The sequence below is a fragment of the Pseudomonas sp. CF161 genome (assembly GCF_000416215.1).
GTDB lineage: Bacteria > Pseudomonadota > Gammaproteobacteria > Pseudomonadales > Pseudomonadaceae > Aquipseudomonas.
The window spans coordinates 109,262-124,742 of record NZ_ATLP01000125.1 but is presented as its reverse complement, the minus strand read 5'-3'; the positions used below and the strand labels follow the sequence as shown (position 1 = coordinate 124,742).

At 63.1% G+C, this 15,481-nt stretch carries 12 protein-coding genes; 5 read left to right on the top strand and 7 right to left on the bottom strand.

Going from position 1 to position 15,481, the window contains the following annotated elements; all coding sequences use genetic code 11:
• Nucleotides 1-40: 40 nt before the first annotated feature.
• Nucleotides 41-859, top strand: coding sequence for a pyruvate, water dikinase regulatory protein (locus CF161_RS29765; RefSeq protein WP_020300346.1), 819 nt, complete (start codon nt 41-43; stop codon nt 857-859).
• Between the two features lie 45 nt (nt 860-904).
• On the opposite strand, the gene CF161_RS29760 is transcribed toward CF161_RS29765, so the two are convergent.
• Nucleotides 905-2,329, bottom strand: coding sequence for a PLP-dependent aminotransferase family protein (locus tag CF161_RS29760; RefSeq protein WP_043230922.1), 1,425 nt, complete (start codon nt 2,327-2,329; stop codon nt 905-907).
• Between the two features lie 144 nt (nt 2,330-2,473).
• On the opposite strand from CF161_RS29760, the gene CF161_RS29755 reads away from it, so the two are divergent.
• On the top strand, nt 2,474-3,376 hold the full coding sequence (locus CF161_RS29755) for a DMT family transporter (protein ID WP_177326817.1): 903 nt from the start codon (nt 2,474-2,476) through the stop codon (nt 3,374-3,376).
• A 38-nt stretch (nt 3,377-3,414) separates the two neighbouring features.
• Here the strand turns inward: CF161_RS29755 and prpD are convergent, their stop codons facing one another.
• From prpD to CF161_RS29725, 6 genes are all read right to left on the bottom strand, one after another.
• Nucleotides 3,415-4,899, bottom strand: coding sequence for a 2-methylcitrate dehydratase (gene prpD / locus CF161_RS29750; RefSeq protein ID WP_020300343.1), 1,485 nt, complete (start codon nt 4,897-4,899; stop codon nt 3,415-3,417).
• A gap of 288 nt (nt 4,900-5,187) precedes the next feature.
• Complete coding sequence (prpF, locus tag CF161_RS29745; protein ID WP_020300342.1) at nt 5,188-6,378, bottom strand: 2-methylaconitate cis-trans isomerase PrpF; 1,191 nt, start codon at nt 6,376-6,378, stop codon at nt 5,188-5,190.
• A gap of 60 nt (nt 6,379-6,438) precedes the next feature.
• The gene (gene acnD / locus CF161_RS29740; RefSeq protein ID WP_020300341.1) at nt 6,439-9,030 is read right to left on the bottom strand and encodes a Fe/S-dependent 2-methylisocitrate dehydratase AcnD; all 2,592 of its coding nucleotides are present in this window, start codon (nt 9,028-9,030) and stop codon (nt 6,439-6,441) included.
• 113 nt (nt 9,031-9,143) lie between these two features.
• Nucleotides 9,144-10,271, bottom strand: coding sequence for a 2-methylcitrate synthase (gene prpC, locus CF161_RS29735; RefSeq protein ID WP_020300340.1), 1,128 nt, complete (start codon nt 10,269-10,271; stop codon nt 9,144-9,146).
• A 69-nt stretch (nt 10,272-10,340) separates the two neighbouring features.
• Nucleotides 10,341-11,237: a methylisocitrate lyase gene (prpB, locus tag CF161_RS29730; RefSeq protein ID WP_020300339.1), complete on the bottom strand. Its 897-nt coding sequence runs from the start codon at nt 11,235-11,237 to the stop codon at nt 10,341-10,343.
• 11 nt (nt 11,238-11,248) lie between these two features.
• Nucleotides 11,249-11,944: a GntR family transcriptional regulator gene (locus CF161_RS29725; protein ID WP_020300338.1), complete on the bottom strand. Its 696-nt coding sequence runs from the start codon at nt 11,942-11,944 to the stop codon at nt 11,249-11,251.
• A gap of 270 nt (nt 11,945-12,214) precedes the next feature.
• On the opposite strand from CF161_RS29725, the gene CF161_RS29720 reads away from it, so the two are divergent.
• From CF161_RS29720 to CF161_RS29710, 3 genes are read left to right on the top strand one after another with little or no spacing between them, the layout of a single operon-like run.
• Nucleotides 12,215-12,751, top strand: a complete 537-nt coding sequence (locus tag CF161_RS29720) for an ATP-dependent zinc protease (protein ID WP_020300337.1) — start codon at nt 12,215-12,217, stop codon at nt 12,749-12,751.
• A gap of 5 nt (nt 12,752-12,756) precedes the next feature.
• Nucleotides 12,757-14,289, top strand: a complete 1,533-nt coding sequence (locus CF161_RS29715) for an inactive transglutaminase family protein (RefSeq protein WP_020300336.1) — start codon at nt 12,757-12,759, stop codon at nt 14,287-14,289.
• Nucleotides 14,289-15,275 (top strand): alpha-L-glutamate ligase-like protein, encoded by a 987-nt coding sequence (locus CF161_RS29710; protein WP_020300335.1) that lies wholly within the window; start codon nt 14,289-14,291, stop codon nt 15,273-15,275. The genes CF161_RS29715 and CF161_RS29710 overlap by 1 nt, the downstream gene beginning before the upstream one ends.
• Nucleotides 15,276-15,481 lie beyond the last annotated feature (206 nt).

Genomic DNA, 15,481 nt, shown 5'->3' with positions numbered 1-15,481 from the left:
ATATCCAAGATTCGTCACTAGCTTAAGGCCCAAGGTGCAAATGAAACGATCTGCTTTCTTTATTTCCGACGGCACCGGCATTACGGCCGAAACCCTCGGCCAAAGCCTGTTGGCGCAGTTCGAAAACATCACCTTCAGCAAATTCACGCGACCGTACATCGACAGCGTGGAAAAAGCGCGGGCCATGGTACAACAAATCAACATCGCCGCCGAAAAGGACGGATTTCGCCCGATCATCTTCGACACCATCGTCAATCAGGACATTCGTGAGATCCTCGCCACCTCCAATGGTTTCATGATCGACATTTTCTCGACCTTCCTCGCCCCGCTGGAGCAGGAGTTGAGCGAGCACTCGTCGTATTCGGTCGGCAAGTCCCATTCCATTGGCCACAACTCCAATTACATGGAGCGCATCGAGGCGGTGAACTTCGCCCTCGACAACGATGACGGCGCCCGCACCCACTACTACGACAAGGCCGACCTGATCCTGGTGGGCGTGTCGCGTTGCGGCAAAACCCCAACCTGCCTGTACATGGCCATGCAATTCGGTATTCGCGCGGCCAACTACCCGCTGACCGAGGACGACATGGAGCGCCTGCAACTGCCAAACGCCCTGCGCGCGCACCAGCACAAGCTGTTCGGCCTGACCATCGACCCCGACCGCCTGACCGCGATCCGCAACGAGCGCAAACCCAACAGCCGCTATTCGAGCTACGCCCAGTGCGAGTTCGAGGTGCGCGAGGTGGAAAACCTGTTCCGTCGCGAAAACATCCCCCACATCAACTCCACGCACTTTTCGGTGGAGGAGATTTCGGCAAAAATCCTCGTCGAAAAAGGCGTGGAACGCCGCTTCAAGTAAGCCCCCCCCCCGTGGCGACGGCGCTTGCGCCTTAGCCACGGCGAATTACCAGGCGCTCGACGTGTCGCCCTGCCCCAGGGCCCGGGCCAAGGCGCCAAACCCCGCCACCAACAACCGATCATCGTCCGAGGTGTTGCAGACACTGGCGCGAATGTATTGCGGCACGGCTGCCTGCCCCACGGCAAAGGCTTCGGCGGTGGCGATCAGGTAATGGTTGCGCTTGAGCTCAGCCTCGATTTCCGAGGCGCGCCATGGCTCGGGAACCTTGATCCAGAAATGCGGGCTACCGGGCGGGCTGCGCCATTCCAGCCCCGCCAACAGGCCTTCGACCAAAGCCTTGCGCCGGCGGATTTCCGCGATCTGCTGTTGCCGCAGGGCCTCGGCCACCGGGCTTTCGATCCAGGCACAGGCCAGTTCAAGGGTCAGCGGCGTGGCCATCCAGCAAGTCGCGCGCACCGCCGCAGCCAAACGGTCCACCAGCGCCAGCGGCGCATGCACGAACCCCACCCGCAGCCCGGCCGCCAGCGCTTTGCTCAGGCTGCCGATCAATACCGTGCGCTCAGGGGCGAAATGGCTCAGGGGCGCCGGGCGCTGGTCCATCAGCACCGCATGGGCTTCATCTTCGATCAGCAGCAGATTGTGCTGGCGCCCCAGTTCGGCGATGGCCTGGCGCCGGGCGGGCGATTGCACCGCGGTGGTCGGGTTCTGCAAGCTCGGGGTGCAATACAGGGCCACCACCCGATGGTTGCGGCAGGCCTCATCCAGGGCTTGCGGGAGCAGGCCCTGCGCGTCCATTTCCAGGCCGATCAGTTTGATCCCGAGCATGCGCGCGGTGCTGATCAGGCCCGGGTAGGTCAATTGCTCGGTGACCAGGGTGTCCCCGGGCTTGAGCAGTGCCATCAAGGTGATGTGCAGCCCGTGCTGGGCGCCATTGACGCAAATGACCTGCTCGGCCTGCGCAGTGAAATCCTCCTGCGACAGCCAGCGCGCGCCCGCCGCACGATGTCGCGCCAGGCCGGCCTCGGCGCTGTAGCGGCTGAGGTCATGCAAGGTCGCGAGGTCCTGGGCCAAGGCGTGCAGCCCTTGCGCCATGAGGGCAATTTCCGGCCCGGGAATATGGGTGTTGCGGCTCATGTCGAAGCTGGCCGGCGGTTCATCGCTGACGTTGCGAAAGCCCGCATCACGCTGGCGCTCCATGCCCTGCTGGCGCACGTAGGTGCCATCGCCGACCCGCGCCACCACCCGCCCCAGGCGCTCCAGCTCGCCATAGGCGCGGCTGATAGTGCCAATGGTCACCCCCAGGCTGTCCGCCAGCAGGCGATGGGGCGGCAATTTGCTGCCCGGGGCAATGGTCCCCTGAGTGATGCCGTTATCGATAGCACCTGCCAGGCGCTGGTACTTGGGGCCGACCTCGGATTCGAGTGCGGATCGGATCATTGACACCATGTCAATACTTACTTTGACAGCCATCATTTTCCCTAATAGCGTGCTTTACAGGTTCAATTACCGGAACAGACCCGCGCAATATAGAGGTCAATTCCGCTTCACGAAAGGAATCCCAGGTTGACTACCTCAACGGCTATACACAGCACCCCGCGTGTCTCGAAGCCCTGGCTGGCCGGTCTGATCACCAGCGTGCTGTTTCTGATCGTCTGCCTGAGCTGGGGCACCACCTGGCTCGGTATCAAGATCGCCGTGGAAAGCGTGCCGCCCCTGACCGCCGCCGGCCTGCGGTTTCTGATCGCCTTTCCGCTGTTTCTCGGCTTTGCCCTGGTGCGCCGCGAGCCGATCCTGTTTCCCCGTTCCAAGCGCTGGTTCTTTGTGTTCGTCACCCTGTGCTACTTCAGCCTGCCCTACTACCTGCTGAACTACGGCGAGATGCACGTTTCTTCCGGGCTCACGGCCTTGCTGTTCAGCTGCATGCCGGTGTTTATCCTGATTTTTTCCGCGATCTTCCTGCGGGAGAAAATCTACACCTCGCAAGTGGTCGGGATCGCCATCGGCTTTGCCAGCCTGTACATGATCATCCGCAGTCAGGGCCTGCACCTGGACCACGCCGAGCTGTTTGGCGTGGTGGCGATTCTGGCCGCAGCGGTGCTGCACGCCTTGTGCTACGTCATCACCAAGCAGCAAGGCAGCGCCATCAGCGTTATCACCTACAACACCCTGCCGATCGGCATTGCCGGGCTGATGCTGTTTGTGGCCGGGCTGTGTGTCGAGAGCCCGAGTTTCAGCGCGATCAGCCCGCGCTCCTGGGGCGCGCTGCTGTACCTGGGGCTGGTGGCGTCGGTGGGCGGGTTTATCGTGTATTTCCTGCTGCTCAAGCGCCTGAGCCCGATCATTCTGTCGTTCGTGTTTATCATCTTCCCGGTGTTCGCGGTGATGATCGGCGCCTGGTACGAAGGGCAAAGCCTGTCGCGGGAATTGCTGATGTATTCGGCGGTGTTATTGACCGGGTTTGCCATCACCAAATTGCCGGTAGAGAAGTGGTTGTTTAAGGCCAAAGCGCCTGTGTAGCCGCTGCCGCCAGGCTGGGCAGCGGCTACAGGGGCGGGTCAGATCACGAACAGGTCGACGAAGCGCTGCACCGGTGTGGCTTCGAGCTGTGCCTGGTCCTTGCACAGGGCGAAGATCTGCGCCGAGCGCTGGGCGGTGAAGCGGGTGGCGAGGTTGGCCTTGAACTTGTCTTCCAGCAGCGGGATGCCTTCGGCGCGGCGCCGACGATGGCCGATCGGGTATTCCACCACCACCTGTTCGGTGCTGGAGCCGTCCCTGAAAAACACCTGCAAGGCATTGGCAATCGAGCGCTTGTCGGCCTCCAGGTATTCGCGGGTGTAGCGCGGCTCTTCGACCACCTGCATTTTCTCGCGCAGTTGATCGATGATCGGGTGCGCGGCGTGGAATTCATCTTCGTACTGCTCGGCCACCAGGTTGCCAAACGCCAGGGGTACGGCGGTCATGTACTGGATGCAGTGGTCGCGATCGGCGGCATTGGCCAGCGGCCCGACCTTGGAAATGATGCGGATGGCCGATTCGTGGGTGGTGATCACAATGCGCTCGATTTCATGCAGACGATTGCGCACCAGCGGGTGCAGGGTCACCGCCGCTTCACAGGCGGTTTGCGCATGGAACTCGGCCGGGAAGCTGATCTTGAACAGCACGTTTTCCATCACATAGCTGGCGTACTTCTGCGACAGGCTGAACCGGCGCTGGTCCTCGGGCTTGAGCGCCAGGTCCTTGTTGGTATGGCTGAACAGCACGTCATAGAAGCCCCACTGCGGCGCGCTCAGCACCCCGGGAATCCCCATCTCGCCACGCAGGGCGATGTCCGCCAGGCGCACGCCACGGCTGGAAGCATCCCCCGCCGCCCAGGATTTGCGCGAGCCGGCATTCGGCGCATGACGGTAAGTGCGCAGTGCCTGGCCGTCGACGAAGGCGTGGGACAAGGCCGCCAGCACCTGCTCGCGATTGGCGCCCATCAACTTGGCACTGACCGCAGTGGAGGCCACTTTGACCAGCAGCACATGGTCCAGGCCGACCCGGTTGAAGGAGTTTTCCAAAGCCATCACGCCCTGGATTTCATGGGCCATGATCATCGCCTCCAGCACCGCCCGCACGGTCAGCGGTGCCTCGCCATTGGCCACGCGCTTTTGCGACAGGTGATCGGCCACGGCGAGGATGCCGCCGAGGTTGTCCGACGGATGCCCCCACTCCGCCGCCAGCCAGGTGTCGTTGTAGTCGAGCCAGCGCACGATGCAGCCGATGTCCCAGGCCGCCTTGACCGGGTCCAGGCGATAACTGGTGCCTGGCACCCGTGCGCCGAAGGGCACCACGGTGCCTTCGACGATCGGCCCCAGGTGCTTGGTGCACTCCGGAAAACGCAGGGCCAGCAGGCCGCAGCCCAGGGTGTCCATCAGGCAATTGCGGGCGGTGTCGAGGGCTTCGGGCGAGTCGACGCGGTAGGTCAGGACGTAGTCGGCAATGTCCTGCAGGACCTGGTCGTAGTCGGGACGGTTGTTGAGGTCAACGTTGGCGCTCATGAGCGATTCACTCCAGTTACAGGGTCGAAGGTAGGGTCGATTCCTCAGGCACAGGTCAGGTCAATAACGGCATCGCAGGTCTGCGCCTGCTCAGCTACTCGATAACAACATCACTACCAGCAATCGTGGCGAGGGAGCTTGCTCGCGCTAGGTGGCGTAGCCGCCCAAAAGGCGGCCCATGCGTTACAGCAGGTACATCCCGCGCTCAGGTTTTGCGACCGCTGCGCGGTCGAGCGGGAGCAAGCTCCCTCGCCACGGCAAGCTCCCTCCAGGCAAACTTTTTTGCACTTAGAAACTGTCGCCCGGCACACGCACCCAGCCTTCCATCAGCACCCGGGCGCTGCGGCTCATGATGGCCTTGACCACCGTCCACTCGCCATTGGCCTGGCTGGCTTCGGCGCCGACCCGCAGGGTGCCCGAGGGGTGACCGAAACGCACCGCGCTACGCGCACCGCCACCGGCCGCAAGATTGACCAGGGTGCCGGGGATCGCTGCCGCCGTGCCGATGGCCACTGCCGCGGTGCCCATCATTGCGTGGTGCAGCTTGCCCATGGACAACGCCCGCACCAGCAGGTCGACATCACCGACCTTGACCGCCTTGCCGCTGGACGCGGTGTAGTCGGCTGGCGGTGCGACAAAGGCCACCTTAGGTGTGTGCTGGCGCGTGGCGGCTTGATCCAGGTGCTGGATCAGGCCCATGCGCAGGGCACCGTGGGCGCGGATGGTCTCGAACATCGCCAGCGCCTTGGGATCGCCGTTGATCTGGCCCTGCAGTTCGGTGCCCTGGTAACCCAGGTCCTGGGCATTGATAAAGATGGTCGGGATCCCGGCGTTGATCATGGTCGCCTTGAACGTGCCGACACCCGGCACTTCGAGGTCGTCAACCAGGTTGCCGGTGGGGAACATCGAACCGCCGGCGCCCTCTTCCTCGGCCGCCGGGTCCATGAACTCCAATTGCACTTCGGCGGCGGGAAAGGTCACGCCGTCGAGTTCAAAATCACCGGTTTCCTGCACCGCACCGTCGGTGATCGGCACGTGGGCGATGATGGTCTTGCCGATGTTGGCCTGCCAGATACGCACCACGGCCACGCCGTTTTGCGGCACCCGGGCTGCGTCCACCAGCCCGCTGCTGATGGCGAAGGAACCCACCGCTGCCGACAGGTTGCCGCAGTTGCCGCTCCAGTCGACGAAGGGCTTGTCGATGGCGACCTGGCCGAACAGGTAATCGACGTCGTGATCGGCCTTGATGCTTTTCGACAGGATCACCGTCTTGCTGGTGCTGGAGGTCGCCGCGCCCATGCCGTCGATCTGCTTGTCGTACGGGTCGGGGCTGCCGATCACCCGCAGCAGCAACGCATCGCGGGCCGCGCCGGGCAGTTGCGCCGCTTCGGGCAGGTCCTGCAGGTTGAAGAACACACCTTTGCTGGTGCCGCCGCGCATGTAGGTGGCGGGAATCTTGATTTGCGGTACGAAAGCCATGGAAATCTGGTCCTGATAAGGCCGGGAGCACGACCTTGCAGTCGGCCCCCGGCGCGCCACTTAGGCCGTAGCCGATTCGAGGAAGTCCTGGGCAAAGCGCTGCAACACGCCGCCCGCCTCATAGATCGATACTTCTTCTGCGGTGTCGAGGCGGCAGGTGACCGGAACTTCCAGTCGCTCGCCGTCATGTCGGTTGATCACCAGGGTCAGGGTCGCGCGCGGCGTGCGCTCGCCGATCACGTCGAAGGTCTCGGTGCCGTCGATGCCCAGGGTCTTGCGGTTGGTGCCCGGCAGGAACTCCAGCGGCAACACGCCCATGCCCACCAGGTTGGTGCGGTGGATGCGCTCGAAACCTTCGGCGGCAATCGCCTCGACCCCCGCCAGGCGCACGCCCTTGGCCGCCCAGTCGCGGGACGAACCCTGACCGTAGTCGGCGCCGGCGATGATGATCAGCGGCTGCTTGCGCTGCATGTAGGTTTCGATGGCTTCCCACATCCGCGTGACCTGGCCTTCAGGCTCGATCCGCGCCAGGGAGCCCTGCTTGACCTTGCCGTTTTCCTGGACCATTTCATTGAACAGCTTGGGGTTGGCAAAGGTCGCGCGCTGGGCGGTCAGGTGGTCGCCACGGTGGGTGGCGTAGGAGTTGAAGTCCTCCTCCGGCAGGCCCATTTTCGCCAGGTACTCGCCCGCGGCGCTGTCGAGCATGATGGCGTTGGAAGGCGACAGGTGGTCGGTGGTGATGTTGTCCGGCAGCACCGCCAGCGGGCGCATGCCGCTCAGGCTGCGCGCGCCGGCCAGGGCCCCTTCCCAGTACGGCGGGCGGCGGATGTAGGTGCTCATCTCGCGCCAGGCGTACAGCGGCTCGACCTTGGGCCCGGTGTCTTCGTGAATGGCAAACATCGGGATGTACACCTGGCGGAACTGCTCCGGCTTGACCGAGGCCTTGACCACTGCGTCGATCTCTTCATCGCTGGGCCAGATGTCCTTGAGCCGCACTTCGTTGCCCTGGGTGTCCAGGCCCAGCACGTCCTTCTCGATATCGAAGCGGATGGTGCCGGCAATCGCATAGGCCACCACCAGCGGCGGCGAGGCGAGGAATGCCTGCTTGGCGTACGGGTGGATACGCCCGTCGAAGTTGCGGTTGCCCGAGAGCACCGCCGTGGCGTACAGGTCGCGGTCGATGATCTCTTGCTGGATCACCGGGTCCAGAGCCCCGGACATGCCGTTGCAGGTGGTGCAGGCAAAAGCCACCACGCCGAACCCCAGCTGCTCCAGTTCCTGGGTCAGGCCGGCTTCGTCCAGGTACAGGGCCACGGTTTTCGAGCCCGGCGCCAGGGACGACTTGACCCAGGGCTTGCGGGTCAGGCCCAGCTTGTTGGCATTGCGCGCGATCAGGCCGGCGGCGATCACGTTGCGCGGGTTGCTGGTGTTGGTGCAACTGGTGATGGCAGCGATGATCACTGCGCCATCGGGCATCTGCCCCGGCACGTCATCCCACTGGCCGGCAATGCCCCTGGCCGCCAGGTCGCTGGTGGCCACTCGCGCATGGGGGTTGCTGGGCCCGGCCATGTTGCGCACCACCGAAGACAGGTCGAACTGCAGGCCACGCTCGTAGCGCGCGGTCTTCAGGCTCTCGGCCCAGAGGCCGGTGTGCTTGGCGTAGCTTTCCACCAACTGCACCTGCTGCTCTTCGCGGCCGGTGAGTTTCAGGTAGTCGATGGTTTGCTGGTCGATGTAGAACATCGCCGCCGTGGCGCCGTATTCCGGGGCCATGTTGGAGATGGTCGCGCGGTCGCCCAGGGTCAGGGCCGACGCGCCTTCACCAAAGAATTCGAGCCAGGCGCCCACCACCTTCTGCTGGCGCAGGAACTCGGTCAGCGCCAGCACCATGTCGGTGGCGGTGATGCCTGGTTGCAGCTTGCCGGTCAGCTCGACGCCGATGATTTCCGGCAGGCGCATCCACGACGCTCGACCCAGCATCACGCTCTCGGCTTCCAGGCCGCCAACGCCAATCGCGATCACCCCCAGGGCGTCCACGTGCGGGGTATGGCTGTCGGTACCGACGCAGGTATCAGGGAAGGCCACGCCATCGCGCACCTGGATCACCGGGGACATTTTCTCCAGGTTGATCTGGTGCATGATGCCGTTGCCCGGCGGGATCACGTCGACGTTCTTGAACGCCTTTTTGGTCCAGTTGATGAAGTGGAAACGGTCTTCGTTGCGCCGGTCTTCGATGGCGCGGTTCTTCTCGAACGCCTCGGGATCGAAGCCGCCGCGCTCGACCGCCAGGGAGTGGTCGACGATCAACTGGGTCGGCACCACCGGGTTGACCAGCGCCGGGTCACCGCCCTGGTCGGCGATCGCGTCACGCAGGCCGGCCAGGTCCACCAGCGCGGTCTGCCCCAGAATGTCGTGGCACACCACCCGTGCGGGGTACCAGGGGAAGTCGAGGTCGCTCTTGCGTTCGATCAGTTGGCGCAGCGAGGCGTTCAAGGTCGCCGGATCGCAGCGGCGGACCAGGTTTTCCGCCAGCACCCGCGAGGTGTACGGCAGGCTGTCGTAGGCGCCGGGGGCGATCTGGTCGACTGCCGCGCGGGTGTCGAAATAATCCAGGCGGCTGCCGGGCAGCGTTTTGCGAAATTCAGTGTTCATCGTCAGGACTCGGTCACGGTAGTTTCAAAGGAAGCGTGCGCCGCTGCGTGGAATGGAAGCCTGTCCCCACGGGACTCCCGGCTCATTCAACAGCAGCGCCGACACGCTGCCGGTCAGCGACGCTCGATTGGCACGAACTTGCGCTGTTCAACGCCGATGTATTCGGCGCTTGGACGGATGATGCGGTTGTTGGCACGTTGCTCGAACACGTGGGCGGCCCAGCCGGTCAGGCGCGAGCAGACAAAGATCGGCGTGAACAACTTGGTCGGGATGCCCATGAAGTGGTACGCCGAGGCATGGTAGAAGTCGGCGTTGGGAAACAGCTTCTTCTGCTCCCACATGGTCTTGTCGATGGCTTCGGAGACCGGGAACAGCACCGTGTCGCCCACTTCATCGGCGAGTTTTTTCGACCAGCCCTTGATCACCTCGTTGCGCGGATCGTTGTCCTTATAGATCGCGTGACCGAAGCCCATGATCTTGTCCTTGCGCTCGAGCATGCCGAGGGTGCCCTCGACTGCGGCCTGCGGCGAGCTGAAGCGTTCGATCATCTCCATCGCCGCTTCGTTGGCGCCGCCATGCAGCGGGCCGCGCAGCGAGCCGATGGCCGCGGTGACGCAGGAATACAGGTCGGACAGGGTCGAGGCACAGACCCGCGCGGTAAAGGTCGAAGCGTTGAATTCGTGCTCGGCGTAGAGGATCAGCGACACGTTCATGACCTTGACGTGCAACTCGCTAGGCGTCTTGCCATGCAGCAGGTGCAGGAAGTGGCCGCCGATGGAGGGCTCGTCGCTCACGCAATCGATGCGCTTTGCATCGTGGCTGAAGCGGTACCAGTAGCACATGATCGCCGGGAATGCGGCCAGCAGGCGGTCGGTGACATCGTGCTGCGCGCTGAAGTCCTTCTCGGGCTCGATATTGCCCAGGAACGAGCAACCGGTGCGCATCACGTCCATCGGGTGGGCGTCGGCCGGGATCCGCTCCAGCACTTCCTTCAGCGCCTGGGGCAGGTCGCGCAGCTTGCCCAGTTTGGCCTGGTACGCCGCCAGTTGGGCCTGGGTGGGCAGTTCGCCGTACAACAGCAGGTAGGCCACTTCTTCGAACTGGGCATCCGCCGCCAGTTCACGCACGTCATAGCCGCGATAGGTCAGGCCGGCACCCGCCTGGCCCACGGTGGACAGTGCGGTCTGCCCGGCAACCTGGCCACGCAGGCCCGCGCCACTCAATACTTTTGCTTCGGCCATTGCTCTCTCCAATCTTGAATTTGTTAGGGACTTGGCAACTTCATCAACGGTGTGTTCGGGGTTGGCTGATCAACCTTTCTTCTGTGCAAACAGCGCATCGAGTTTTTGCTCGAAGACGTGGTAGTCGATGCGGTCGTACAGCTCCATACGGGTTTGCATGGTGTCGATCACGTTCTGCTGGGTGCCGTCGCGACGGATCGCGGTGAAGACGTTTTCCGCCGCCTTGTTCATCGCGCGAAACGCCGACAGCGGGTACAGCACCAGGGACACGCCCACGGAGCCGAGCTGCTCGGTGGTGTAGAGCGGGGTCGCGCCGAATTCGGTGATATTGGCCAGGATCGGCGCCTTCACCCGGTCGGCAAAGATCCGGTACATCTCGAGTTCGGTGATGGCTTCCGGAAACACCATGTCGGCGCCGGCTTCGATGCAGGCGGCGGCGCGGTCCAGGGCCGATTCGAGGCCTTCGACCGCCAGGGCGTCGGTGCGCGCCATGATCACGAAGCTGTCATCGGTGCGTGCATCGACGGCGGCCTTGATGCGGTCGACCATTTCCTGCTGCGAGACAATTTCCTTGTTGGGGCGATGGCCGCAGCGCTTGGCGCCAACCTGGTCTTCGATATGGATCGCCGCCGCGCCGAACTTGATCATCGACTTGACGGTGCGCGCCACGTTGAACGCCGAGGAACCGAAGCCGGTGTCCACGTCCACCAGCAATGGCAGGTCGCAGACGTCGGTGATGCGGCGCACGTCGGTCAGCACATCATCCAGGCCGGTGATGCCCAGGTCCGGCACGCCCAGGGAGCCGGCAGCCACCCCGCCACCCGACAGGTAGATGGCCTTGAAGCCGGCGCGCTGGGCCAGCAGGGCGTGGTTGGCGTTGATGGTGCCGACCACTTGCAAGGGGTGCTCGCTGGCGACCGCCTCACGGAAACGCTGGCCTGGAGTGCTTTTGTTAGTGGAGCTCATGACTCACCTCTCTAGGGCGCGGACTCTGGAAAGTGACGCGCAATGTTGCGTTTGGAGGCGCCGATGTGTCGGCGCATCAGTAACTCGGCCAATTCACCGTCGCGGTCGGCGATGGCATCGAGAATCCGGTGGTGCTCGGCGAACGCCTGGCGCGGCCGATTGGGCGTGGCGGAAAACTGGATGCGGTACATCCGCACCAGTTGATACAGCTCGCCACAGAGCATTTGCGTGAGGGTGCGGTTGCCGGCGCCCTGGATGATCCGGTAGTGGAAGTCGAAATCCCCTTCCTGCTGGTAGTAGCCGACGCCGGCCTGGAACGCCGCATCGCGCTCGTGGGTGTCGAGCACCCGGCGCAGTTCGTCGATCTCCTCGCTGGTCATGCGCTCCGCCGCCAGGCGGCAGGCCATGCCTTCCAGGGATTCGCGGATTTCGTAGAGTTCTATCAGCTCGGCGTGGCTCAGGGACACCACCCGCGCGCCGACATGGGGCACCCGCACCAGCAGGCGCTGCCCTTCGAGGCGATGGATGGCTTCACGCAGTGGGCCACGGCTGATGCCGTAGGTGCGCGCCAGCTCGGGTTCGGAGATCTTGCTGCCGGGGGCGATCTCACCCTTGACGATTGCCGCCTGGATGCGCCGGAAAACGTTCTCGGACAAGGTCTCGGAATCGTCCTGAACCAGAACCGGGGGATCGAGTTGATCCAGCATATTGTCGACACCTTTGAAATCAATGTGACAAAAACTAGCCAATTACCCCATTACAGTCAAAGGAAAAATAGACATTGTCGACAATCGTCTAATAACCCTTTGCACCAAAACAACTCAAATGGCCCGCCCCCGGCGCTGGCGCCATAAAACCAGCGTGCTAGAATGCCGCCCGCATTTGCCTGTCATCTTTATATGGCAGGCACACGAGGGAGTTTGCGCAGCAATGCCAGTCGCCTTGAACTGAAGAACCCATGCGACACATCAGGATTTATGAGACTCAAGGCCTTTTCCCTATTGCTCTGCCTCTTGTGCCTGCCCGGCGTGAGCGCTGCCGCCGAAAAGACCGTATACGGTCTCAATGAATACGCAAGGCTGGCCGGTATCGACCTGGAAGTCGCGGCCAAGCTCGACACCGGGGCCAAGACCGCCTCCCTCAGCGCCCGCGACATCAAACGCTTCAAGCGCAATGGCGAGTCCTGGGTGCGTTTCTACCTGGCCATCGATGCCGCCCATTCCCACCCGATCGAACGGCCGCTGGCCCGGGTCAGCAAGATCAAGCGCCGCGCCGGCGACATCGATCCCGAAGACGACAAGAAATACACCTCGCGCCCGGTCATTACCCTCGATGTGTGCATGGGCACGGCCCTGCGCAGCATAGAAGTGAACTTGACCGACCGCAGTGCATTCCAATACCCGCTGCTGATCGGCTCCGAAGCCCTGAAACGCTTCGACGCGCTGGTCGACCCCAGTCTTAAATACGCTGCTGGCAAACCCGCCTGCGCCATCGACGTTCAAACCGCAGAGTAATTCCAATGCGCTCTCTTACCCTTCATCTGAAAGTCCTGATCGCCATCCTGGTGGTGTTGGGTATCTCGATCACGGCCTACCAGATTTTCGTGCTCGGTATTCCGGTGACCGAAGACGCCACCGACGACCTGTGGAACATCGACGCCAAGGTCGAGTTTGTCGCCAACGCCAAGGACCCGATCAAGATCCAGATGTTCGTGCCGCCCCTGAGCCGCGATTACGTCAGCCTCAACGAAAGCTTTATCTCCAACAATTACGGGGTCGCGGTGAACCGCGTCGACGGCAACCGCAAGGTCACCTGGTCGGCGCGTCGGGCCAAGGGCAACCAGACCCTGTACTACCGCCTGGTGCTGACCAAGCGCTACACCGGCGAGAAAGCCAAGGTCAAAGGCCCGACCTTCCGTGACAGCATTGCCGTCGAAGGCCCGGAAAAGATCGCCGCCGAAGCCCTGCTCGCGCCTATTCGCCAGCACTCGGCCGACGTCGAGACCTTCATCGGCGAAGCCATCAAGCGGGTCAACAACCTCAACGACGACAACGTGAAACTGCTGCTGGCCGGTGACCCGTCCACCCCGCACAAGGCCAAGATCGTCGAACTGCTGCTGTCCATCGCCCACGTGCCGATCGAGAAGGTGCACACCATCCGCCTGGTGGCCGACCAGCCGCAGACCCCGGAGCTGTGGCTGCGCAGCTTCAATGGCAACGATTGGCTGTACTTCAACCCGGAAACCGGTGAACAAGGCCTGCCCACCGACCGCCTGCTGTGGTGGACCGGCGACGACAACCTGATCACCGTCGATGGCGGCAAGAAAGCCAACGTCACCTTCAGCCTCAACAACAGCGAAATGAACGCCATTCGCCTGGCCAAGCTGACCGACGAGAACACCGACGCCAACTTCCTCGAGTATTCGCTGTACGGCCTGCCGCTGCAGACCCAGCAGACGTTCATGATCATGGTGATGATCCCGATTGGCGTGCTGGTGATCCTGATCCTGCGCAACCTGATCGGCCTGCAGACCCTGGGCACCTTCACTCCGGTCCTGATCGCCCTGGCCTTCCGCGAGACCCAGCTGGGCTTTGGCATCGTGCTGTTTACGGTGATCACGGCGCTCGGGCTGTCACTGCGCTCCTACCTCGAACACCTGAAGTTGCAGATGCTGCCGCGGCTGTCGGTGGTGCTGACGTTCGTGGTGGTGCTGATCGCCGCCATCAGCCTGTTCAGCCACAAACTGGGCCTGGAACGCGGGCTGTCGGTGGCGCTGTTCCCGATGGTGATCCTGACCATGACCATCGAGCGCCTGTCGATCACCTGGGAAGAACGCGGTGGCGGCCATGCCATGAAAGTGGCGATCGGCACGCTGTTCGCCGCCTCCCTGGCGCACCTGATCATGAGCGTGCCGGAGCTTACGTACTTCGTCTTCACCTTCCCGGCGATCCTGCTGATCCTGGTGGGCTTCATGCTGGCCATGGGTCGCTATCGCGGCTACCGCCTGACCGAGCTCGTGCGCTTCAAAGCATTCGTCAAGGCTGACTCCTGATGTTCGGCCTGTGGAAGACCTGGAAAGCCCTGGAAGCGCGGGGAATCATGGGCATCAATCGGCGTAACGCCGATTACGTGCTCAAGTACAACAAGCGCAGCCTGTACCCGATCGTGGATGACAAGATCATCACCAAGGAACGGGCAATCAAGGCCGGCATCCATGTGCCGGAGCTGTACGGGGTGATCTCCACCGAGAAGGAAATCGACAAGCTCGACGAAATCATCGCCGGGCGCAGCGACTTCGTGATCAAGCCGGCCCAGGGCGCCGGCGGTGACGGCATCATCGTGATTGCCGACCGCTTCGAAGGCCGTTATCGCACGGTGTCGGGCAAGATCATCAGCCACGAGGAGATCGAGCACCATATCTCCAGCATCCTCACCGGCCTGTATTCCCTGGGCGGCCACCGCGACCGCGCACTGATCGAATACCGGGTGACCCCGGACCAGATCTTCAAGAGCATCAGCTACGAGGGCGTGCCGGACATCCGCATCATCGTGCTCATGGGCTACCCGGTGATGGCCATGCTGCGCCTGCCGACCCGCCAGTCCGGGGGCAAGGCCAACCTGCACCAGGGCGCCATCGGCGTCGGTGTCGACCTGGCCACCGGCCTGACCCTGCGCGGCACCTGGCTGAACAACATCATCACCAAGCACCCGGACACCACCAACGCGGTGGACGGCGTGCAACTGCCGTACTGGGACGGCTTCATGAAGCTCGCGGCGGGCTGCTACGAACTCTGCGGCCTGGGCTACATCGGCGTGGACATGGTCCTGGACCAGGAAAAAGGCCCGCTGATCCTCGAGCTCAACGCCCGCCCCGGCCTCAACATCCAGATCGCCAACGACTGCGGCCTGACCCTGCGCACCCATGCGGTCGAGGCGCGCCTGGAAGAGCTGAAGGCACGCGGCATCGAAGAAAGCGTCGAAGACCGGGTGAAATTCGCCCAGGAGCTGTTCGGCCATATTCCGCCGGTCGAAGGCTAAGCCTGTCGCCGCGGCTACAGCTTTCCTGTAGCCGCTGCCGAAGGCTTGAGCTGGGTTCGGACGCTGGCCGGCAAAGGCAGCGCAAAACCTCACCCCTGCCTTAAACCACCGCACGCCGAATACGCCACGAACGCCGCAATCGCCGACATCCCTCTAGGAGCAACCCTGGCAGAGGACTACAATCGCCAGCCGCGCTTCGATGACTG

What these genes read in the sequence shown, in the direction of transcription:
- CF161_RS29765 (WP_020300346.1), top strand. Translation starts at nt 41, where the DNA reads ATGAAACGATCTGCTTTCTTTATTTCCGACGGCACCGGCATTACGGCC.
- CF161_RS29760 (WP_043230922.1), bottom strand. Translation starts at nt 2,329, where the DNA reads ATGGCTGTCAAAGTAAGTATTGACATGGTGTCAATGATCCGATCCGCA.
- prpD (WP_020300343.1), bottom strand. Translation starts at nt 4,899, where the DNA reads ATGAGCGCCAACGTTGACCTCAACAACCGTCCCGACTACGACCAGGTC.
- prpF (WP_020300342.1), bottom strand. Translation starts at nt 6,378, where the DNA reads ATGGCTTTCGTACCGCAAATCAAGATTCCCGCCACCTACATGCGCGGC.
- acnD (WP_020300341.1), bottom strand. Translation starts at nt 9,030, where the DNA reads ATGAACACTGAATTTCGCAAAACGCTGCCCGGCAGCCGCCTGGATTAT.
- prpC (WP_020300340.1), bottom strand. Translation starts at nt 10,271, where the DNA reads ATGGCCGAAGCAAAAGTATTGAGTGGCGCGGGCCTGCGTGGCCAGGTT.
- prpB (WP_020300339.1), bottom strand. Translation starts at nt 11,237, where the DNA reads ATGAGCTCCACTAACAAAAGCACTCCAGGCCAGCGTTTCCGTGAGGCG.
- CF161_RS29725 (WP_020300338.1), bottom strand. Translation starts at nt 11,944, where the DNA reads ATGCTGGATCAACTCGATCCCCCGGTTCTGGTTCAGGACGATTCCGAG.
- CF161_RS29720 (WP_020300337.1), top strand. Translation starts at nt 12,215, where the DNA reads ATGAGACTCAAGGCCTTTTCCCTATTGCTCTGCCTCTTGTGCCTGCCC.
- CF161_RS29715 (WP_020300336.1), top strand. Translation starts at nt 12,757, where the DNA reads ATGCGCTCTCTTACCCTTCATCTGAAAGTCCTGATCGCCATCCTGGTG.
- CF161_RS29710 (WP_020300335.1), top strand. Translation starts at nt 14,289, where the DNA reads ATGTTCGGCCTGTGGAAGACCTGGAAAGCCCTGGAAGCGCGGGGAATC.